We start from the raw sequence: 19615 nt of genomic DNA, 5'->3' as shown, positions 1-19615 counted from the left end.
CCCCGTTCCTTTATCCGAAAAACAACGAGAGGGTCGAGCTTAGCCGCAGACCGGCTTCAGCTCGCTAACCTCCCGTCCCAATACTCGGTAATATATTTCTTCGTACTTGCCCCGTATCAATTCATTGCAGAACATCGTCTTGGAACGATGCAGGCAAGCCTTGCGCAGCCGCTCACTAAGGGCTTCGTCCTTTAATATTTCAAGCACATGCTGAGCCATCGAGTAGGTGTCTCCGATTGGAGCCAAATATCCGGTTTCGCCATGTGTAATCAATTCGGGAATCCCGCCTGCCGTGGAGCCGACAGTAGGCACTCCGCAGGCCATCGCTTCCAGAGCAACCAGGCCAAAGCTTTCCTTTTCGGAAGGAAGCAGCAGTACATCCGCCATCGAAATCACGTGCGCAATTTCATCTTGTTTGCCTAGGAAATGTACCTTGCTGCCGAGTCCCAGCTCATTGATCCGGCACTGGATTTTCGGAAGCTCAGGCCCTTCCCCGACAAGCAGCAGTTTCGCCGGTACCTGTTCCTGAACCTGAGCGAATATTTCCAACACGTCAGCTACCCGTTTTACCGGACGGAAGTTGGAAATATGCATCAAAATCTTTTCATTCGGTTCTGCATAATCTTTACGCAGCGATTCCGAATCCCGTGGATAGTACACCCGTGGATCCACAAAATTGTAGGTAAGGTCAATATCCCGGCTTATATCCAGCAGCTCCCGCGTTTCTCGGATGAGATCCTGAGAAACAGCCGTAACGGCATCACTTTCATTAATGGCGAGCCGAATCAAATCCTTCAGCGATTCATCCTGCGCAAGTACTGTGATATCGGTTCCGTGCAGCGTCGTGACGACCTTCAGCTGATCTCCGACCATCTGCTTCGCTAAGAAGGCACACACGGCGTGTGGCACCGCATAGTGCACATGCAGCACGTCAAGCTGCTGCATTTTGGCTACCTGAGCCATCTTTGTCGCTAGCGACAGATCATATGGCGGGTATCGAAACACATAGTAGTCGTTCACTTCAACTTCATGGTAAAAAATATTTTTATGGAACGTCCCTAACCGGAACGGAATGCTGTGAGCAATAAAATGAACCTGGTGACCTTGCTCGGCCAGGAGTTTTCCCAGCTCTGTCGCCACCACGCCCGACCCGCCCAATGAAGGGTAACAGGTAATGCCGATTTTTAATGGTTGTTGATTCATGTCAGGCCTCCTTTACGTACGCCTCTATATATTATGCCTGCTTGGAGCCGAATAGATGAACAACATACGGACTTTTACAAGCGAAGCCTTCTGCATAAGGAATAAGCCTGCGCGCTCCAAGCAGTGAATCCCTGGCCCGCACACGCTCTATGTACCCCTCTGTCAACGGGGTAGAGACTGCATCTTCTTCAGCCTTCTGGAACTGGGAACGGTAACTAGACAGGGCCTGCTCCTTGACGCCGTAATGATCCGTAACGTCAACGACGAGGTCCGTTCTTCCGATATCATTAATGAAATAAAAATAAAGCTCGTCCACCTTAACCGGCGGCTGCTCAGGCATGTAACGACGAAGTTTGGCATTAAATACAGCTTCCTCAACCAAACGGCTGCAAGCCACATGGTCCGGATGGCGATCCTCCCAGTAAGGGGCAAACACAATCGAGGGAGAAAACTTGCGAATCTCGGCCGTGACCCGTTCAATGTTCTCTGGCGTCGCAAATAAACCGCGGTCCGGCAGTCCCAGATTCGTACGGACCTTGAGATCCAAAATCCGGGCAGCTTGCTCCGCCTCCTGCTTGCGAATGTCGACGGTACCGTTAGACGACATCTCGGCCTGCGTCAGATCGCAGATCCCGACCGACAGTCCAGCTGCCGTATGCTTCGCAATCGTTCCTGCCATTCCGATCTCGGCATCGTCTGCGTGTGCTCCGAAGATTAAAATATCCAGTTGGCTGTTCATTAGCTATCCACACCCGGTTTGTATTTATGAACGAGTTCCCGCCATGCAAAATCGCCACGGTCCAGCGCTTTAACTAGAATCTCGGCTGTTGCCACATTGGTAGCAAGCGGAATTCCCTGCACGTCGCATAAACGAAGGAGTGCATTAATGTCCGGTTCATGAGGCTGCGCCATCAAAGGATCCCGTAAAAAAATGATCAGATCCATCTCATTGTCCGCAACGAGTGCACCAATCTGCTGATCGCCGCCAAGCGGTCCTGAAGCAAAACGGTGAATGCTGAGCTTGGTTTGCTCCATAATACGGGTCCCCGTCGTTCCCGTTGAGTAAAGATTATGATCTTCGAATACATTTTCATATGCGATAACGAAATTGACCATTTCCTCTTTTTTACGATCATGAGCGATAAATGCAATATTCATAGTAATTTCTCCCCTATGTTAGTCAATAAAATGATCAAATCCATAGACCAGTCCGGTGTAACCCATTACCTTCTCTATAGCCATCTTCACACCCGGCATATAAGCTGCACGCTCATAAGAATCATGTCGGATCTTCAAGCTTTGTCCGTAACCGCCAAATATGACCTCCTGCTGGGCAAAGACGCCCGGCAGACGAACGCTGTGAATACGGAAGCCGTTATAATACCCGCCTCTGGCGCCCTCAATGACCTCTTCTTCCTTCGGATTGCCTTGGCGGATCTCCTCGCGATTTGCAGCAATCATTTCCGCTGTTTTGATCGATGTTCCGGATGGCGCATCAAGCTTCTGGTCGCCATGGGTTTCAATGATTTCAACATGAGGCAAATATTTGGCAGCCGAAGCGGCAAACTTCATCATCAGGATCGCTCCGATGGAAAAGTTCGGTGCAATCAAACCACCGATATTCTGCTCCGTACACTGCTTGTCCAACTCTTCGATTTGCTCTGGCGTGAAGCCGGTTGTGCCCATGATCGGACGCACGCCGTGCTTAATGGCCAGAGCCGTGTTGCTATAGGCAAATTGCGGTGCTGTAAAATCAACCATGACATCCGGTTGCGTTTCGACGAGCGCCATCTCCAGATCGGAAGTCACCGTAACGCCGCAGGCAGGAAGACCCACAAGCGTTCCTGCATCAGCACCTGCATCCGATCGGCCGACAGCGGCAACCAGTTCCAGCTCCTCATCGCCCAAAACAAGCTTCACTACTTCTTTACCCATACGGCCGCCGGCACCGACGACCGCAACTGTCCATTTGTTTGCCATTTTTACATGTCCTCACTTTCAATCCGATGCTGTATCCTGCATATATGATTTCAAGCGCTGTTTGAGTTCCTCCATAATATGCTGAAGCCCACTCTCCTGCGGGTACAATGAGATGACCTCTTTTAGAGTGGAAATGGCACGCGCATGCTCATCGAGTTCGCTATAGACCAGAGCAAGCCATACGTAGGCTTGAGCGTATAAAGGGTCCATCGCTACGGCTAATTTCAGATGAGACACGGCCTGATAGAGCTCCGACTTGGTCACATCCTTGCGATTTTCCACCATTTTTCTGGCACGCTGCACCAGTTCCGCCGCCTTGATATGCTGTAAGTGAAGCGCATATTCCGGTTTGTCAGGCTGCAGCCTGACGGCCTCTTCCGCGTGAGTAATCGCCATCTCCAGTTTGTTGCTTCTGCCGTAGGTAATGGAGCATCGGTAATGCACTTCGGCATCTCCCGGATTCGCAATGATCGCTTGCTCAAACCAACGTAAGGCCTCTTCGAAATCATTTTGAAGGATGCATCGATATGCTTTTTGTATATAACTTTCAGGTTTCACGGGCTGTCCCTCCCCACAGCGGGTTTGGTACAGCATATGTAGCAGCAGCCTAATCGGTGTTTATTTTCGTCCAACGATCGGCATCACGCGTCGCAAATTTATGCATGACTTTAGCGTGTGCTTCCGCGAGATCGATGCCAAGAGAATTGGCAAAACAAATCGTAATGAACAATATATCTCCAAGTTCCATTTCGATGGAATTGTCTGCTTCATCCGCTTTTTTCGGCTTCTCACCGAACTGATGATTAACCTCTCTGGCGAGTTCGCCCACCTCTTCCGACATCCGGGCCATCATGGATAAAGGACTGAAATAACCTTCCTTGAATTGTGATATGTATTGATCGACTTCCTGCTGCATTTCAGCCATTGATTTTCCCAAGACTCTAAAACTCCCTTCACTGCACAGTCTGCCTCAACTTGTAACCTCCAAGCCGAAAAGCAGCATTCTCTCATGACGAGCGATTGGTTTTAAACCTATGTTATCGTAAAGCGGATTTGAAAACAAATAATTTTTTATGGCTGGAACATGATCAGCACATACTAGGTAGGTGTGCAAGCAACCCAGACATACGGGTAATATCCACAATCGGGAATGCGAGGGGTCTTATGAAAACGTCCAAGTTGCTCCATCAGCTTCAAACGATCATTCCGATCATCGCCGGCTCCGCTATTTACGCATTCGGCCTGCTGTATTTCATCATTCCGAATGAACTCATGGAGGGGGGCGTCACCGGCATTACCGTACTGCTGAACTATGCCTTTAACATATCGCCGTCCATCTCAACCATGGCGCTTAATATCCCGCTATTCTTGGTCGGCATGAAAATCCTCGGTAAACGCCAATCGATTTACACAGGTCTTGGCATCGCCTCATTAACCCTGTTTCTGTGGCTGTTCGAAGCTTTGATCGACCGCGGCTATGTTGTGCCGTTTCAGACCGAACAGGATTATATTCTTGCTGCGCTCTACGCAGGTGTCACATTGGGGGCTGGACTCGGTATCGTGTTCCGGTTTGGCGGGACAACGGGCGGTTCAGACATCATTGCCAGAATCATCAACCGGAAATTCGGCTTCAGCATGGGCCAGATCATTCTATCGCTAGATATCTTGATTATCGGGCTTTCCTTATTCTTTATCCCGCTCGAGCGGATATTGTATACCCTCGTGGCCGTATTCATCGCTTCCAAGGTCATCGATTTCATACAGGAAGGGGCCTATGCGGCCAAAGCCTTCACCATCATCAGTGATCAGGCCCCAGATATCGCCCATCGCATATCAACCGAGATGGAGCGCGGGGTTACGCTTATCCCCGCCATCGGCGCCTACTCCAAGCAAGCCAAGCATATGGTATACTGCGTCGTATCGAGGCAGGAAATTCGCCGCCTAACGGGAATCGCCAAATCGTTGGACCCTCGGGCATTTATTATCATTAATGATGTCAATGATGTGCATGGCGAAGGATTTAAAGAGGAATAGCCCGGTTCGCACCGGGCCTCAATCGGAACAGCTATGGATTCCCGCCTACATTTTTCGAGGGAACATTGGTTTTGCGCTATTCAACTGGCCCCGGTATTTGCGGTATCCCGCAAACGTTAATGCCGCCAAAATGAAAGCACCGATGACCAGCTGCCACGTCCATGGTTCCTTGACCTCTCCCAGCGGAGCGAGGGCTGGCTCATCCTTCTTTTTGCCAAACAACGTGTTGATCATTTCCTCGCCCTGAGGAACCACTTTTTGCACCTCTGCCGTGTCTCCGGATGACACCAGACCCCCGGCATAGGATATCCAGGATTCCATCATGTTAACATCCTCAGGCTTTCGCTGTATGACAACGGAAGGACGGATGAGTTCATAATGTCCACTCAGGCTGTCATACGCTCGTCTCATGCCAGCCTGATCCTGCTGGACGGCATACTCCCCCATGACTCTCAGATCTTCACGTATGACCTTATAATATTGCAGCCATAACGCATCTCTGGCATGGATCAGGCTATCGGTTGCCATTCGGAGTTTACCTGCGGACACCATCCAGTGCTGCGGGTCCTGTGTGGCCCTTGCCGTGGCTTCCTTCATTTCCAGAATGCTCTCAGCCAACGCATGAATACCTTCTACTCCGGTCAATCCCTGAAATGACGAAGCCTCAAATAACCCGGATACCCGGCGAATATCCTCCAGCACGGCTTGTACATTGCCTTCTTCCACATGGCGGTATAACCGCTCCACTTCCTTGTTCAGCGCCTTGGCCTGTATGGACGCGGCGGGCGAAGTCTCTGACTGTCCGTTTGCCGGGGTAGCCCGCACAGGATCACCCATGCTGACGGTAACCAGCATAAGCAGTGCAGACAGGCACAGCAGGAGCTTCGGAAAGGTTCGAAACATGGGACATCCCTCCTACCGTATATGTATGGCAGAAGGGATGCTCATAGAACCGCGTTGCCTACACAGCTAACGTTGTTTGGATTTCCCATACTTCATGAAAATCCAACCGGCGAAACCGCTGAAGAGAGTCAAAAGATACGTGAACAGCTCGACCGCTGATAGGTCGTCATATAACTGACCCGGCAGCCAAGGAAATACACCGTACGTATAATCGACGGTATCATTCAGCAGTGTCCAAGCAATGGCCCCCGTGAGCGCTGTCCAGCGATAATGAAACAATCGTACGAACAATAGCGCTTCCACCGCCATCGCCGTATGGGAAGCGACGAGCATCCAATCCTGCCATGCCAGCACATCCCCTTGGGCTTGTCCGGCAAATATGATGGCCACAGCCCATATCCCATACTTCACCGATGTAACAACCGCCAGCGCCTCAATAAATTGCTGAAACAAGGAGCCCCCAAGCCCCCGAGGCGGGTAAAGGAGCAGCAGCAGTGCCAAACTGAAGAATAAACTGGCCGTCGGGCTGTCCGGTACGAATATGACCTGCCATATCAAGCCATGATCCACCGTATCGACCATTTGACCACCGTACCATATGTATCCATAGATCGTTCCAAGGATGTTGCATATGAGCAGCAACCAGAGAATCGATCGCTTGCTTAGAAATTCCCGGCTCCATAAAAACGAAATTGACAAAATCGGTCCTCCAATCCTGTTCCTGTATTCTTTAGACTAATGCCGATTATACCTAAACCAGGGACATATTTCATCTATGTACGCATTTAAAAAAGAACCTGACCGTAATACGGTCAGGTTCTTCTATGCTTCTTACTCTGCAGCTGCTTCTGCCTTTTGGCTTGCGAGCCAATCAGCCAACTGGTCGAGTTGTTCTTCGGTTACTCCAGCCGCAAGCGCCGTGTCTTTCATAGCCGGCATGCCGCCTTGGCCATTTTCAATAATAGCCACGATCTCTTCTTTCGTGTGGGTATCCCCGACACCACGAAGCGACGGTCCGGATGCCCCTTTCAAATCTGCAGCATGACAGGAGATACAGGTAGCTGTCTTAAAGGTTTCCATCGCCGGATTATCCTTATCCACGATCGCTACAATACTGTCTTCAGCCTGCTTGCCACTAGTCGTTGGTAGACCAGCTGCATGCTTCTCTTCCGCCTCTTCTTCACGCTGAATATGCTCCGGTTTCTGTCCAGTAGCTTCCAGCTCATGCACATAGTGCGTCCATGCTGCATTCGTCAGATAGATGACTGCAAATAACGACAGAATCATAAGGGCCGAAGTAATAGGCCGCTTGTAGAATCGCCGCTCTTTCCCCGTATCAAGGAAAGGAACAAGGAGCAATGCGCCGAAGGCAACGCCCGAAACACCAATCGTACCAAGGACTACATAATCACCGGAAGCGTACGGAAGCTTCAGGTATTCATACAGGAACAGGAAGTACCAGTCCGGCATCGGGATTACTGAAGCTCCCGGATCCGCCGGATAACCGAGCGGAGCCGGCTCCGAGATGGTCAGCACAAGAAAACCGACCAGTACAACTACACCAACCATCCATTCCTTCAACAAGAAGTTAGGAATGAACGCTTCTGATTTGCCGGGATAAGCGGTGTAATCCGGCGGCGTAACCCAACCGCTGCCTTTTTTCACACGCGAATCGCCGACATAAACTACTTTCTCATCAGATTTATGACCATGTGCCATAAATATGCGCCTCCCTTCTTCTTATAGTGGACCGGAAATACCTTGTCTGCGGATCATGATAAAGTGTCCTACCAATAGAGCAAGAAGGACAGCCGGAAGGAAGAATACGTGAATAGCGAAGAAACGCGTTAACGTTTCGGCACCTACGATCGTACCGCCTTGCAGCAGTTCTTTAATGATAGGTCCAAGCCAAGGTACGGAGTTCGCAATCTCCAATGTAACTTTTGTAGCGAAGTAAGCTTTGTTATCCCATGGCAGCAGGTAACCTGTTAAACCAAGACCGAGCATAACAAAGAAAATGAGCATACCAACAACCCAGTTCATTTCACGCGGCGCTTTGTACGAGCCGGTGAAGAACACGCGCATCGTATGCAAGAACATCATCACGATTACCAAGCTTGCGCCCCAGTGATGCATGCCGCGGACAATCTGTCCGAAGGCAACCTGTGTTTGCAGGTACTCAACACTGTTGTAAGCGTTTATGATATCCGGTACATAATACATCGTCAGGAACATCCCCGACAGAATCTGGATGACTGTGATAAAAAACGTCAAGCCGCCGAAACAGTACACAAACGCGGAGAAATGATGCGCCGGGTTTACGTGTTCCGGTACCTCGTGATCTGCAACGTCTCTCCAAATCGGCGTGATATCGAGACGTTCATCAATCCAGTTGTAGACATTCTTCAACATCTGAATCTACGCCTCCTATTTAACTACGGTATTTGGCACGATGGCGCCGAGGTAAATCCAGCCGTTCTCGATTTTCGTCTCGTACTGGTCAAGCGGCTTCGGCGCAACTGCCAGGTTCTTCCCATCCGGTGTATAACGCGCACCGTGGCAAGGGCAGTGGTATTCATCAGGGAAATTTTTGTTGTTATTCCATCCAACAAGGCATCCCAAATGTTTACAGATCGGTGAAAGCGCTACTATTTCACCCTGATCGTTCTTACGAATCCACGCCGTCAAAGTAGCTGTACTGTTGTACCAGCCGTCCTGCTGTTTGAGCTCGAAATGGAATTCCTGTGGATCGTTGGTAATTTTGCTCTCTTCCGCGACCTTTACAAAAGACCCTTCTTCTTTATTTTGAAGAATCGGATCAACGGCAAAGCGAAGCATTGGCAAAACTACTCCAGCAGCCATATAAGCTGTGGCACCGCCCAACGTGTATGTAAGAAATTGTCTGCGGGACATCTCTTTCTGTCGGGGTGGATTGTGCGATTCTTCATGCTCGTCATTGTGGTTGCTGCTCATTCTGTGTTCAACCCCCTTTGTCAACCGTTCTTAAGTGTCATCAATGATTAAAATCACACGACTTACTAGGACATACTAATAATATCTTAGGCACCCAAGACCGTCAAGAATTTGAACCCCAAATTTGGGTTCGCTTCCAATAGCCCTTTCATAAATTGTTGGTTTTTTGTCACATTTGAACTCAGCTTTCCTGCTGCCACATTTCACTGATTTGACCGGAAACGATAGCTGACAGGGGGATACCTTCATGGCCTTCCAACCTGCGCCGGGACAGTACAAGCGTGCTTTCAGGCACATCCTCTTTAGAGAGCTCAACATCCGCGGTCATGATAACAACAAATGTAAACCCGATGGATTTGACATTGTGACAAACCTCATTTAGAAGCTTTATATCTTCAGTATTTCCATATTGTACAGCAGGATATGTAACCAATCTTCCCTTAAACGGAATTTCTGCCAAATCCATAAAATCCCGCAGCCGTTCAAGCGCAGCTGTAGCCTCCCATGGCGTTTCCAACCCCGATAATCCGGTAAACGGAATCAGGCAGGTATCAAAAAAAGGTTTAAGTTCCGGCCAAGTCTGCTCGTCTACTTCACTAAATTTCATGCAAGGTACATCCTTTCTGCTCACTCATCATCATTTTGTTATCATTATACGAGTGGAAGAGCGGATAAAGCAAAAAAAAGAAGAAATGCGATAAAGCATTTCTTCAATTCAAAGTCCTCAGTTCATCCGTCAGGTTTCGGAAAGCCACTTCGTCGCCGGAAGCCAGCGCTTCGTCAATTTCTTTGTACAGCTCTTCACTCCGATGCTTGCGCAATGCTTCGTCCCACACCATTTCGGCCGCCAGACCTAACATAACCTCGTAAGTAACCTTCATCTTATCCATTAGGATGCACCTCCAAACTAAATTTGCGTATACCTTATATTCTTTCCCTTTAAATGCTTTACTTCCAAAAATTTTTACGGCTGCTGCAAATGTAACCAAACAACCATGCTAGAGAATCAAATCGTTTGAATCGCTGATATGTATGCCGGCTTCCGCGGCCTTTAAGCCAAGAGCGGTCATTTTGTACGAAATCCCCATACTCTGACTCTCTCCTATTCTGAGCATCCCTAAATGCATCAGCATGCGGATAATCCGCTGCTCCAAAATGTTTTGCGGACTGTCATAATAGAAAGGACGGATTAGCCAGCCCAGCGATTCGTAAAGAGAGGCTGCGGTGACCCAATCTCTTGCGCATTGACTGATCCAGTATACAAGAGATGTGATATTGGGAATTGCGCCTTTATAAAGTCTTAACCAAAAGCGGAATATCTGTATCACGCTAACTTGATTTCCTTCCTCCATAAGCGCAGCTCCGCTTTCGGTCAGGATCAACCGGGCATTGTTTTCCCTGATCCATTTTTTAGCGTAAGCATAATCGTACAGCAGCGCAAACCGATCGGGATATTCAATGCAGGAGCGGCCATACCCGAACCGCCATGCTCCCTTGGTAATGAGCGGTTCCGTAATATGCAGCGTACTCATGAGCTGTTGCTGATTTCGCCTATACATAAATCCTTCCTGATTCAACTCGATATCATGTCTGCCGACATATTTAAGAATCAGCATGAGATCTTCTGCGGCTAGTCCCTGCTCATCCCGGTACACTTCCGGGTCATCACTCAATCGCTGCAGATTTTGATGAAGCCGTTCACGCAGCACGTCACGAAACCGCTCCTTCAAATCCGAAGGCACTTGAAACAAATACTTGGTGGAATGGGTAAAGCCGTTAAACAACCAGCCGCTTCGGCGATAACGTGCGACCGCCTCACGCGGACTTTCCGGTTTGGCAGCGGCAGCTTTCTTGTTTGAAGAAGCTTGATCATCTTTCTCCTCCACTTCCGCCGCATGACGGATCGCAGCCGTTAATTCTTCCAGGCTGTAGCCTGTTCGAGTGTCAAATGCCAGGTTGTTCAGAAAACGCAAATCGCTTGGGGACAAGCTGCTGACCTGCTCCTCGAAAAACTCTCTGCGTCCGAGCTTGGACAGGATGCTCTGGATCAGTTCATGCTTTGAATTCCGCTTAGCATCACAATCATAGTGATTCGCTATATTGCTAAGCTGTCCAATATCGGCATATGTGAGCATATCCGCTAGATTCATCTTCCATCGCCTCGCCGTTTTACAACCATTATGGGAAGGTTTTGGACATTTGATACCTGATACACTTCGGTTTAACGAAATATTTTTTTATTTATTTGTATATAGAAATGACTATGCTCTCTTATTTAATGATAGAATACTTACTGATTATTGCAGAGAATTCGCTTATGATGTATTACATTTAAATAAAATGATAAACCGATTATATGAAGGTAATTATTCAATCACTACAGGAGGAGCAAAATCATGAGAACTCCAGAACATGAGATATAACTAGGTGCAAATCGAATCCGGGGGCCTCCCTTAAGAGCTTTTCAAAAAATGAAAGAACCTTTCATTATCAAAAGCTTGGAGGTTATGAGAAATGATAAAAGATGCAGAATTTATGGCCTTTATTCAAGATGTGGATCAACATTTTTCAGGATGGGACTTTTCGCGCATTACAGCTTCAGGACGCATGCAGTCCCATGCTCTACCCTGGTCTTTAGGCAGCATGGTGATTCCGTTCATGCGAGACGCCACAACGATGCTGGACATGGGGACAGGCGGAGGAGAGTTCTTATCCTCCCTCCATCCACTTCCGAAAACGGTCTATGCAACCGAAGGGTATAAGCCAAACGTACCGATTGCACAGCAAAGACTTGAGCCGCTTGGCGCAAAGGTCGTCTATTTTGAAGAGGATGCATCGCTGCCTTTGAAGGATCATTTTTTTGATCTGATCATCAATCAGCATGAGTCTTATTCCGTAGCGGAAATCCAAAGAATTCTAAACGATCATGGCGTGTTCGTAACCCAGCAAGCCGGGGGAACCGACTGTTATGGAATCAACGAATGGTTTGGCGTTCCGTTAAATGAAGAGTTCGCTCATTGGGATCTGGAAACCGCTGTCCAAGAACTGCAGGATCACCGCTTCAACGTCACCTTCAGCCGGGAGGACTTTTCACCGCAGCGGTTTTATGACATCGGTGCGCTGGTCTATTACCTAAAAGCGATCCCCTGGCAGATTCCGGATTTTACGGTTGAACGCTACGTCGAACCCTTATATCAGATTCATCAGGTTATCCGGACTAAGGGCTACTTCGAGGTGCAGCAGCATCGGTTTATTTTAATAGCAGAGGCGTAAAACTCATCTTAGAAACAAATAAGAGCCTTCCCGCGGGAAGGCTCTTACTTCTATTCATGAAGCTCCATGTTACGACTGTTTTGTCAACAGATGTTTGGTACAGTTAAACAGCAGGGGCGACCAGTCATCGTCTTTTCTCTCCAGGACCGTAAGCGACAGATTGCCGATCCGCTCGCTCAGAACGCCGCGGCACACCAGCCTGTATAGCTGCGCTAAAAATCCACCGTGGCTGACAACCAAAATATTGGCATCCGGGTGTTTATGCCACATATCATCCAGAAAGACAAGCCCTCTGGATTGGAGCTCCAGATCCGTCTCCTGTCCCAAATCCAACAGATGCCAATCAGCACCGAACCGGGATTCACGCTCCTCCGCTGTCAAACCTTCCACCTGACCGTACTTGCGCTCGCGCAAACGGTTATCCGGTGGCATTAATGGAATGTTCAGCATGGACGAGATGATCTTAGCTGTTTCCTCAGCACGGGAGAGTCCGCTGCTAACCGCAAAGTCCCATCGGTAAGGCTCCTGCAGAAGTCTATCCCCAAGCAAACGCGCTTGACGACGACCTTCCTCATTCAGTGGAATGTCCGTTTGGCCTTGGATTTTGCCTAACGCATTCCAATCCGTTAATCCATGACGAACCAAGCCGATTTGCATGCCGCATCTCCTCCATCCTAACCATTTTTCATCTTCTGACCCGATTTAATCTCTTCAGGAAAAACATGGCGAATCCAATGCCCAACAGGGATAGTATCATCCAATATTCTGGCTGGGTCGGGCTCATATCAACCACAAAAGGATCAATAATGCCGCTGTTCGTTTTCGGAATGTTGTAATCGTCCTGAGAGTTCAGGGTTTGGGCCGTGTCAGCCACCCCCGTAGGGATGATCCCTGTCGTTACCGCTTCCGGAACCGGCTCCGGCTGGTTGCCGGTCGCTGCAAAATAAACGAAGCTGCAAACAAATAGAGCCAAAAAACCGGCAATCATGAAAGTCAGCCGCTTGCGGAACACTCGGCTTACCGCCCGGCTCTTAGATGTTTCCTCCACCAGCCATGGGAAATCGCGATAGATGCGGTCCATCACGTTGCGGTTGATCTGTTCAGCGTCCATGTCGGGGATCTCATGTTCCAGAACATGAACCATGTTCTGGCTTTCCACCCACATTTCGTACTCCGCTGCACACGAGCTGCAGGTTTGAACATGTGCGATCAGCCGTTGTCGCTGCAGATCATTGTCCGGCAAATCCCAGACCGTTTCCATCAGCTCTTGGGCTTCATCGCAAGTCATCTATTCTTCATCCCTCTCAGATCCTCAAAAACCGGCTCATAAAAATAGGGTTCGAGCTGAATTTTGACACTGCCGCGAGCTCTGAACAACAATGACTTAACCGAACTGACGCTTTGACCTAAAATATCTGCGATTTCCTGATAATCCAGTTGATCATACTCCCGAAGAATCAGCGCCGATCTCTGTTTCTCCGGTAAATTATTAATTGCTTCCCTTACCATATGTACTCGTTCACTGCGTAGTATCGCCTGTTCAGGAGCAACCTCCAGTGGAGCCACAGGCACGACCCCGCTCTCCTCCAGCGGCAATGTGCCGCTCCGATGCTTGCGCAGTTCGCTGAGCACGGTGTTGCGGGCAATGGTATAGAGCCAAGTCGAGAAGGATGCATCCACTTCCCGGAATGAGTGCAAACTCCGGAACGCCTTATAAAATGTTTCCGAACATAAATCTTCAGCCATAAGCTCCATGTGCGAACTTTTTAACATATGATAGACAAACGCTAATATTTTTCTCTGATAACGCCGCATTAATTCGGAATAAAGTTCGGTATTGCCTTGCTTAATTTCTTGGATTAGTTGGGAATCCGTCATATGATTTTTCGTTCCTCCTTCACCATCCGGTGCCTCTTCCCTGTCCTTTACATCTCCGCGGATGCAATGATCATGGATTTGTGCAAAAGTACCGTCAAACCATATATAGTTACGCCTCAAGATGTCTGACTATTCTATGTATTTGGCAATTTCCCCAAATCTTCTACACTAGCACTCTAGCATTATAGCACATATTGGAGAAAAGTTCAGGTTTGTGGCAGCAGGTTTGCCACGGATAGGAAAAAAGACAAAAAAAATCCGCCTTCAACATTGAAGGCGGTTGCACACAGTGCAATATTTTGGATAGGAGTGGAGAGAAACCATACTGTACTTTTATTATATGTATACGTTTTCATTTTGTCAACACTGAAAACGCATTTATTTCCGGTTGTTTAAAAACAACCGGAAAATTACTGGTACACCGAGTGTCCTTGCGACAACAATAGCTCTTTAGCCCGCTCCTGCTCGATTTCATTGCGGAAGGAAAGGCGCATCACGCCCGGCACATCTTCCCGACTCTCGATAATCTGCATGTTGCTAAGGTTGATGCTATTCGTCCCTAAATCCGTCGCTATGCGGCCGATGATACCCGGATGGTCAGGCACGTCCAGATACAGATCGTATTGGGATACAATCATCCCCTTCCGTCGCTCTGGGAGCACGCTGCGGAATTCCCCCGCTCTGCGGAAGGCCTCTTCAATAGCCGCCCCGTCCTTCGACTCCAGCATATCCATGAAACGCTGGATGCCTTCGTTCCAGTCTCGTAACAGCGGCAGCATGACATTTCGATTATTTAATAGAATGTCCCGCCAAACGACCGGGTCGCTGGAAGCAATACGGGTAATATCCCGAAAACCTCCTGCAGCCAGCGTACGGTACAATGGATTATCGTCATTGTAGGAGCTGATCTGGTTCACCAAAGCCACGGCGATCACATGAGGCAGATGACTGATGGCTCCAACAATTTCATCGTGCAGTCTTGGATCAACCTTGACAATATGTGCACGCGTATACGACAGAAGCTCTACAAGTACGTCCAGCTTCTCCTGTGGGACTTCATCCGGTGGAGTAAGCACATAATATGCATTCTCGAATAATACGGTGGAAGCAGCGCCTACGCCGGATCTTTCCGAGCCGGCCATCGGATGACCTCCGATAAAATAGGCATCCTTAAGCGCAAGCCGGGATGCGCATTCGGCAATACTCGCTTTGGTACTGCCTACATCCGTAATAATGCACCCGGGTTTAAGCTGCATTTCACTCAGACGTTTTATGTACATCTCCAGACTTCCTACCGGAACACACAAAAATATGATGTCCGCGTCCTGGGCAGCTTCTCCTACCGAAAGCGTAACTTTATCGACAACACCCTTGGCGATGACCTGGTCCGCATATTCTTGCGTGTGGGCATAACCGGTAACGGTTATGCCTGGTTTTCCTTTGAAATTTAAAGCTAACGAACCGCCGATCAAGCCGACGCCGAATATAGAAATTTGCATGGTCATGTTCTCTCTCACTCGTTTCAAGCTGCGATTATTGTTATGTCATTAGATTAGGCTGGTGCATTCACTTCTTGCAGCACTTGTTCCAATGCGCCGATGAAAGCCTTGTTCTGTTCTTCAGAGCCAACGGTTACGCGAATGTAGTTCGGGTATACTTCAAATCCAGGACGTACGATAATGCCTTTGCTTAGCAGGGACTTGAACACTTCGGTGCCCGGCTTTTTCACATCCACCATGATGAAGTTCCCGTTCGCAGGAAAATAGGATAACCCAAGACGATCAAACTCTCGCTGGACATAAGTGATTCCCTCGGCATTCAATTGACGGCATTTAGCTACGAACTCCTGATCTTTCAGAGCTGCCTTCGCCGCTACCTGGGCCAGACGTCCTGTATTAAACGGCTCACGCACTCGGTTAATTAAGGAGATAACCTCAGTCTGCCCCATGCCGTAGCCGATGCGAAGTGCAGCCAGGCCGTATATTTTGGAGAAGGTACGCAGGATGACCAGATTCGGATAACGCTCCATTAATTGGATGCTGGCCGGATACGAAGCGTCCGTAACATACTCATAATAAGCTTCATCGAGAACAACCATCACGTGAGCAGGAACTTCATCCAGGAAAGATACCAGCTCGCTTTCAGAAACGATGGTTCCGGTCGGATTATTCGGATTGCACACCCAAATGATTTTGGTTTTGTCCGTAACGGCTTTTGCCATGCCCGGCAGATCATGCTTCCCGTTAACCAGAGGTACCTCAATGCTTGTTGCACCTTCAATATCTGCATTCGTTTTATAAACCGAGAAGGTCTGATCGGCCATAATGGTTTCGTCTCCCGGCTCCAGGAACGCCCGAATAATGAGAGCGATGATTTCATCGGATCCGCATCCAAAAATAATCTGATTGCGTTCAATGCCAAGCTGGTCAGCAAGCTCCGCCGTTAAATCGGCTGCACTACCATCCGGATACAGGCTGAGCGCTCCCAGTTCAGCGGTAATCGCTTCGGTTGCGCGCGGCGAGCAGCCATACGGATTCTCGTTGGAGGCCAGTTTAATGACAACATCCAGGCCTAATTCTTTTTTGACTTCTTCGATTGGCTTCCCGGGTTGATATACAGGAAGATTAACAATTTGCGCTTTCGGTTTCATTTGTTATTCGCCTCACCTTTCATAACTGCTTAACACAACACTATCCTTTTAATTGTGCCACAAACTCTCTGATTTGCAAAAGTCCCTGCCGTCTTGTCTCTTCCTTCTCAAGCAGAGGAATGGTTGATTCGATCTGACGCACAATAGCACTGCCAACAACGACGCCGTCGCAGATTTTCGAGAATCTGGCAACTTGTTCGCCCGACGAAATACCAAAGCCAATCGCGATTGGCACGTTACTGTACTGCTTCACCGTTTCAAGGAATGATTCCACTCCCGTATAAAAATCGGTGCGCTCGCCTGTCACGCCAAGCGAGGATACGCAATATACAAAGCCGGTCGCTTCCGAAGCGATGCTCGCAATCCGTTCATGGGAAGTAGGTGCCACCAGCGGAATTAGGTGAACGTCCGCGGCATGAGCCCGTTTCCGAACCTCTTCGGATTCTTCCACCGGCAGATCCGGAATGATCAGTCCGCTGATATCATGCCTTACCACTTCTTCGAAGAAGACATCCAGTCCGGTCTGCAGAACCGGATTGTAATAGGTGAACAGAATGAACGGCAGCTTGCTGCCCCGTTCTCTCGCCAAGTGTGCGGTCTCCATGCAAGTGCGAATGGTCACCTTGCTCTTCAGGGCGCGCTCGGAAGCACGCTGAATGACCGGGCCATCGGCGAGTGGGTCAGAATAAGGAACGCCGAGTTCGATCATATCGGCCCCTGCAATTTCAAGCTCATCAATAATATCCAGCGTCGACTTTACGTCCGGATCCCCAACGGTCAAATAAGGAATCAGGGCCGTCTTGTTTTGCTGTTTCAACGACGCAAAGGTCTGGTCGATTCGGTTCATTCGGTTTTCCCTCCCGTGTAAGCCATGATGGACTCCACGTCCTTGTCACCGCGACCGGACAAATTAATGACGACAATATCGTCTTCGGTCCACGCGGACGCCATTTTTACTGCTTGCGCTACGGCATGCGCGGATTCCAGCGCGGGTATAATGCCTTCCGTGCGGCAAAGCAGCTGCAAGGCATTCAATGCCTCTTGGTCGGTTATAGGCACATACTGCACACGCTCAATATCTTTTAAGTAGGAATGCTCAGGCCCAACGCCGGGATAATCAAGGCCGGCAGAAATGGAATGCGCCTCCTGAACCTGTCCATACTCATCCTGAAGCAAATAACTCATCGATCCCTGAAATACGCCCTGGGTCCCCTTGGACATGGTAGCCGCATGAAAATCGGTATCTACCCCTTTGCCGGCTGCTTCGACACCGATCAAACCGACTTCCTTATCTTCCAGAAACGGGTAGAACATGCCGATCGCATTGCTTCCTCCCCCGATTGGTGCAAGAATCACGTTTGGAAGTCTTCCTTCCGTCTCCAGAATCTGTTTGCGGGTCTCGTCACCGATGATCCGCTGAAAGTTCCGCACCATCATCGGATACGGATGCGGACCTACTGCGGATCCAAGCACGTAGAAGGTATCCTCTACGTTGCTGACCCAGTAACGAAGCGCCTCGTTGCCGGCATCTTTAAGCGTTCGGCTTCCCGACGTCACCGGAATCACTTCGGCACCGAGCATTTTCATGCGGAATACATTCAACTGCTGCCGTTTGGTGTCCTCTTCGCCCATGAACACCTTGCATTCGAGACCGAGCAGAGCGGCTACGGTTGCAGTGGCAACGCCATGCTGCCCGGCACCCGTTTCGGCAATGACCTTGCCTTTGCCCATGCGCTTGGCTAACACGCCTTGAGCAATGGCGTTGTTGATTTTGTGTGCGCCTGTATGATTCAAATCCTCACGCTTCAGATAAATTTTCGCCTTGCCGAGGTGATTGCTGAGTCGTTCGGCATAATATAACGGCGTTTCCCGTCCGGAATACTGTTTAAGCAAATAAGCAATCTCCTCTTTGAAGGCAGGATCCTCCGAAAAGCGGTTATACTCTTGTTCAAGCTCTATTAAAGCGTTCATGAGTGTTTCCGGTACGAACCGGCCACCAAACACTCCGAAACGTCCATTACGGTCAGGAAGTTGTGTCATTTCCCCTTCACCCTTTCTACGAATGCAATCACTTTGTTTATATCCTTTACGCCAGGTTCGCTCTCAACGCCGCTGGATACATCCACGCCGTACGGAGCGTACTGACCTATTAAATGCGATACATTATCCGAATCCAATCCGCCGGCTACAAACAAGGGGATCCCTTGCTTTTTCGCCCACTTCTGGTAAGGCGGAATGAGCTCCCAGGCAAATGTCTTGCCAGACCCTCCGCCATACACCGGATCGTACGTGTCGATCAGCAATCCGTCGATGGCGCCCGCATACGCATCCAATGCTGACAGACGTTCCGCTTCCGGACGGTCACTCTCGATCGATACCGCCTTAAAAACGGAAACCGGGAAGCGCTCCTTCACTTCCCGGCAAAATTGCGGCGATTCCTGACCATGCAGCTGCACGACGTCAAGCGCTGCTTCTCGTAGAAGCTCTTCCAGCTCATTCACATCAGGGTTAACCAAGACGCCGACAGCGGCGGGAATCTTGTCATGATCCCATTCCCGCAATACTTGCATCAGCTGCGAAGCCTGCTGCGGCGTTACCTTACGCCGACTCTTGGCCAATACGAATCCGATATAATCCACAGGTAAGTTTATCATAGATTTTAGCACTTCAACGCTTTGAAGTCCACATATTTTTAGCGTCGTACTCATCATCCAATATCCC

Annotated in this window: 24 protein-coding genes; 2 read left to right on the top strand and 22 right to left on the bottom strand. The window is 49.2% G+C overall.

Features of this window, described 5'->3' with window-relative positions; genetic code table 11:
* Positions 1–39: 39 nt before the first annotated feature.
* Genes bshA through PAEVO_RS03785 form a run of 6 tightly spaced genes read right to left on the bottom strand, consistent with a single transcriptional unit; the run spans position 40 to position 4120 of the window.
* On the bottom strand, positions 40–1203 hold the full coding sequence (gene bshA, locus PAEVO_RS03810) for an N-acetyl-alpha-D-glucosaminyl L-malate synthase BshA (protein WP_100536340.1): 1164 nt from the start codon (positions 1201–1203) through the stop codon (positions 40–42).
* A gap of 31 nt (positions 1204–1234) precedes the next feature.
* Positions 1235–1942: a bacillithiol biosynthesis deacetylase BshB1 gene (gene bshB1, locus PAEVO_RS03805; protein ID WP_100536339.1), complete on the bottom strand. Its 708-nt coding sequence runs from the start codon at positions 1940–1942 to the stop codon at positions 1235–1237.
* A complete protein-coding gene (gene mgsA / locus PAEVO_RS03800) occupies positions 1942–2361 on the bottom strand; it encodes a methylglyoxal synthase (RefSeq protein WP_071218384.1) in 420 nt (139 codons plus the stop codon). The genes bshB1 and mgsA overlap by 1 nt, the downstream gene beginning before the upstream one ends.
* A gap of 18 nt (positions 2362–2379) precedes the next feature.
* The gene (dapB, locus tag PAEVO_RS03795; protein WP_100536338.1) at positions 2380–3183 is read right to left on the bottom strand and encodes a 4-hydroxy-tetrahydrodipicolinate reductase; all 804 of its coding nucleotides are present in this window, start codon (positions 3181–3183) and stop codon (positions 2380–2382) included.
* A gap of 18 nt (positions 3184–3201) precedes the next feature.
* Entirely contained in the window at positions 3202–3741 is a 540-nt protein-coding gene (locus PAEVO_RS03790) for a tetratricopeptide repeat protein (protein WP_100536337.1), read from the bottom strand.
* 49 nt (positions 3742–3790) lie between these two features.
* Positions 3791–4120 (bottom strand): nucleotide pyrophosphohydrolase, encoded by a 330-nt coding sequence (locus tag PAEVO_RS03785; protein ID WP_071218387.1) that lies wholly within the window; start codon positions 4118–4120, stop codon positions 3791–3793.
* A 227-nt stretch (positions 4121–4347) separates the two neighbouring features.
* Between PAEVO_RS03785 and PAEVO_RS03780 the strand changes: the two genes are divergently transcribed.
* Positions 4348–5217, top strand: a complete 870-nt coding sequence (locus PAEVO_RS03780) for a YitT family protein (protein WP_100536336.1) — start codon at positions 4348–4350, stop codon at positions 5215–5217.
* Between the two features lie 45 nt (positions 5218–5262).
* Here the strand turns inward: PAEVO_RS03780 and PAEVO_RS03775 are convergent, their stop codons facing one another.
* The 8 genes from PAEVO_RS03775 to PAEVO_RS03740 all read right to left on the bottom strand — a co-directional run bounded on the left by PAEVO_RS03775 (position 5263) and on the right by PAEVO_RS03740 (position 11243).
* Positions 5263–6120, bottom strand: a complete 858-nt coding sequence (locus tag PAEVO_RS03775; protein ID WP_100536335.1) for a sporulation protein YpjB — start codon at positions 6118–6120, stop codon at positions 5263–5265.
* Between the two features lie 66 nt (positions 6121–6186).
* A complete protein-coding gene (locus PAEVO_RS03770) occupies positions 6187–6819 on the bottom strand; it encodes a DUF1405 domain-containing protein (RefSeq protein ID WP_100536334.1) in 633 nt (210 codons plus the stop codon).
* A gap of 132 nt (positions 6820–6951) precedes the next feature.
* Positions 6952–7839 (bottom strand): menaquinol-cytochrome c reductase cytochrome b/c subunit, encoded by an 888-nt coding sequence (locus PAEVO_RS03765; RefSeq protein ID WP_100536333.1) that lies wholly within the window; start codon positions 7837–7839, stop codon positions 6952–6954.
* A gap of 21 nt (positions 7840–7860) precedes the next feature.
* On the bottom strand, positions 7861–8532 hold the full coding sequence (gene qcrB / locus PAEVO_RS03760) for a menaquinol-cytochrome c reductase cytochrome b subunit (RefSeq protein WP_006209500.1): 672 nt from the start codon (positions 8530–8532) through the stop codon (positions 7861–7863).
* 15 nt (positions 8533–8547) lie between these two features.
* Positions 8548–9093 carry a Rieske (2Fe-2S) protein gene (locus tag PAEVO_RS03755; RefSeq protein ID WP_015734548.1) on the bottom strand — a complete coding sequence of 182 codons (546 nt, stop codon included), beginning with the start codon at positions 9091–9093 and terminating at the stop codon, positions 8548–8550.
* Between the two features lie 181 nt (positions 9094–9274).
* Entirely contained in the window at positions 9275–9700 is a 426-nt protein-coding gene (locus tag PAEVO_RS03750; RefSeq protein ID WP_100536332.1) for a DUF2487 family protein, read from the bottom strand.
* Positions 9701–9803: 103 nt separating this feature from the next.
* Positions 9804–9983, bottom strand: a complete 180-nt coding sequence (locus PAEVO_RS03745) for an IDEAL domain-containing protein (protein WP_006209497.1) — start codon at positions 9981–9983, stop codon at positions 9804–9806.
* Positions 9984–10091: 108 nt separating this feature from the next.
* Positions 10092–11243 (bottom strand): hypothetical protein, encoded by a 1152-nt coding sequence (locus PAEVO_RS03740; RefSeq protein WP_100536331.1) that lies wholly within the window; start codon positions 11241–11243, stop codon positions 10092–10094.
* Between the two features lie 364 nt (positions 11244–11607).
* Between PAEVO_RS03740 and PAEVO_RS03735 the strand changes: the two genes are divergently transcribed.
* Positions 11608–12366 carry a class I SAM-dependent methyltransferase gene (locus PAEVO_RS03735; RefSeq protein ID WP_100536330.1) on the top strand — a complete coding sequence of 253 codons (759 nt, stop codon included), beginning with the start codon at positions 11608–11610 and terminating at the stop codon, positions 12364–12366.
* Between the two features lie 69 nt (positions 12367–12435).
* Here the strand turns inward: PAEVO_RS03735 and PAEVO_RS03730 are convergent, their stop codons facing one another.
* From PAEVO_RS03730 to PAEVO_RS03695, 8 genes are all read right to left on the bottom strand, one after another.
* Positions 12436–13023, bottom strand: coding sequence for a histidine phosphatase family protein (locus PAEVO_RS03730; RefSeq protein ID WP_100536329.1), 588 nt, complete (start codon positions 13021–13023; stop codon positions 12436–12438).
* Positions 13024–13051: 28 nt separating this feature from the next.
* Positions 13052–13654: an anti-sigma factor family protein gene (locus tag PAEVO_RS03725; RefSeq protein ID WP_100536328.1), complete on the bottom strand. Its 603-nt coding sequence runs from the start codon at positions 13652–13654 to the stop codon at positions 13052–13054.
* The gene (locus PAEVO_RS03720; protein WP_015734542.1) at positions 13651–14244 is read right to left on the bottom strand and encodes an RNA polymerase sigma factor; all 594 of its coding nucleotides are present in this window, start codon (positions 14242–14244) and stop codon (positions 13651–13653) included. Before PAEVO_RS03720 ends, PAEVO_RS03725 begins: the two co-directional genes overlap by 4 nt.
* Before the next feature lie 410 nt (positions 14245–14654).
* Complete coding sequence (locus PAEVO_RS03715) at positions 14655–15743, bottom strand: prephenate dehydrogenase (protein WP_207797446.1); 1089 nt, start codon at positions 15741–15743, stop codon at positions 14655–14657.
* A 53-nt stretch (positions 15744–15796) separates the two neighbouring features.
* Positions 15797–16894: a histidinol-phosphate transaminase gene (gene hisC / locus PAEVO_RS03710; protein ID WP_100536326.1), complete on the bottom strand. Its 1098-nt coding sequence runs from the start codon at positions 16892–16894 to the stop codon at positions 15797–15799.
* A 40-nt stretch (positions 16895–16934) separates the two neighbouring features.
* A complete protein-coding gene (gene trpA / locus PAEVO_RS03705; protein ID WP_100536325.1) occupies positions 16935–17741 on the bottom strand; it encodes a tryptophan synthase subunit alpha in 807 nt (268 codons plus the stop codon).
* Entirely contained in the window at positions 17738–18934 is a 1197-nt protein-coding gene (gene trpB, locus PAEVO_RS03700; protein WP_100536324.1) for a tryptophan synthase subunit beta, read from the bottom strand. The genes trpA and trpB overlap by 4 nt, the downstream gene beginning before the upstream one ends.
* Positions 18931–19605: a phosphoribosylanthranilate isomerase gene (locus PAEVO_RS03695; protein WP_100536323.1), complete on the bottom strand. Its 675-nt coding sequence runs from the start codon at positions 19603–19605 to the stop codon at positions 18931–18933. Before PAEVO_RS03695 ends, trpB begins: the two co-directional genes overlap by 4 nt.
* Positions 19606–19615 lie beyond the last annotated feature (10 nt).

It is taken from the genome of Paenibacillus sp. GM2FR, assembly GCF_002803325.1.
Taxonomy (GTDB): Bacteria; Bacillota; Bacilli; order Paenibacillales; family Paenibacillaceae; genus Paenibacillus_AQ; species Paenibacillus_AQ lautus.
This window is presented reverse-complemented; position numbering and strand designations above follow the sequence as displayed.

Excerpts from the sequence above, each read along its gene's own strand:
- bshA (WP_100536340.1), bottom strand. The coding sequence starts at position 1,203 with ATGAATCAACAACCATTAAAAATCGGCATTACCTGTTACCCTTCATTG.
- bshB1 (WP_100536339.1), bottom strand. The coding sequence starts at position 1,942 with ATGAACAGCCAACTGGATATTTTAATCTTCGGAGCACACGCAGACGAT.
- mgsA (WP_071218384.1), bottom strand. The coding sequence starts at position 2,361 with ATGAATATTGCATTTATCGCTCATGATCGTAAAAAAGAGGAAATGGTC.
- dapB (WP_100536338.1), bottom strand. The coding sequence starts at position 3,183 with ATGGCAAACAAATGGACAGTTGCGGTCGTCGGTGCCGGCGGCCGTATG.
- PAEVO_RS03780 (WP_100536336.1), top strand. The coding sequence starts at position 4,348 with ATGAAAACGTCCAAGTTGCTCCATCAGCTTCAAACGATCATTCCGATC.
- PAEVO_RS03775 (WP_100536335.1), bottom strand. The coding sequence starts at position 6,120 with ATGTTTCGAACCTTTCCGAAGCTCCTGCTGTGCCTGTCTGCACTGCTT.
- PAEVO_RS03765 (WP_100536333.1), bottom strand. The coding sequence starts at position 7,839 with ATGGCACATGGTCATAAATCTGATGAGAAAGTAGTTTATGTCGGCGAT.
- qcrB (WP_006209500.1), bottom strand. The coding sequence starts at position 8,532 with ATGTTGAAGAATGTCTACAACTGGATTGATGAACGTCTCGATATCACG.
- PAEVO_RS03755 (WP_015734548.1), bottom strand. The coding sequence starts at position 9,093 with ATGAGCAGCAACCACAATGACGAGCATGAAGAATCGCACAATCCACCC.
- PAEVO_RS03750 (WP_100536332.1), bottom strand. The coding sequence starts at position 9,700 with ATGAAATTTAGTGAAGTAGACGAGCAGACTTGGCCGGAACTTAAACCT.
- PAEVO_RS03745 (WP_006209497.1), bottom strand. The coding sequence starts at position 9,983 with ATGGATAAGATGAAGGTTACTTACGAGGTTATGTTAGGTCTGGCGGCC.
- PAEVO_RS03740 (WP_100536331.1), bottom strand. The coding sequence starts at position 11,243 with ATGAATCTAGCGGATATGCTCACATATGCCGATATTGGACAGCTTAGC.
- PAEVO_RS03735 (WP_100536330.1), top strand. The coding sequence starts at position 11,608 with ATGATAAAAGATGCAGAATTTATGGCCTTTATTCAAGATGTGGATCAA.
- PAEVO_RS03730 (WP_100536329.1), bottom strand. The coding sequence starts at position 13,023 with ATGCAAATCGGCTTGGTTCGTCATGGATTAACGGATTGGAATGCGTTA.
- PAEVO_RS03725 (WP_100536328.1), bottom strand. The coding sequence starts at position 13,654 with ATGACTTGCGATGAAGCCCAAGAGCTGATGGAAACGGTCTGGGATTTG.
- PAEVO_RS03720 (WP_015734542.1), bottom strand. The coding sequence starts at position 14,244 with ATGACGGATTCCCAACTAATCCAAGAAATTAAGCAAGGCAATACCGAA.
- PAEVO_RS03715 (WP_207797446.1), bottom strand. The coding sequence starts at position 15,743 with ATGCAAATTTCTATATTCGGCGTCGGCTTGATCGGCGGTTCGTTAGCT.
- hisC (WP_100536326.1), bottom strand. The coding sequence starts at position 16,894 with ATGAAACCGAAAGCGCAAATTGTTAATCTTCCTGTATATCAACCCGGG.
- trpA (WP_100536325.1), bottom strand. The coding sequence starts at position 17,741 with ATGAACCGAATCGACCAGACCTTTGCGTCGTTGAAACAGCAAAACAAG.
- trpB (WP_100536324.1), bottom strand. The coding sequence starts at position 18,934 with ATGACACAACTTCCTGACCGTAATGGACGTTTCGGAGTGTTTGGTGGC.
- PAEVO_RS03695 (WP_100536323.1), bottom strand. The coding sequence starts at position 19,605 with ATGATGAGTACGACGCTAAAAATATGTGGACTTCAAAGCGTTGAAGTG.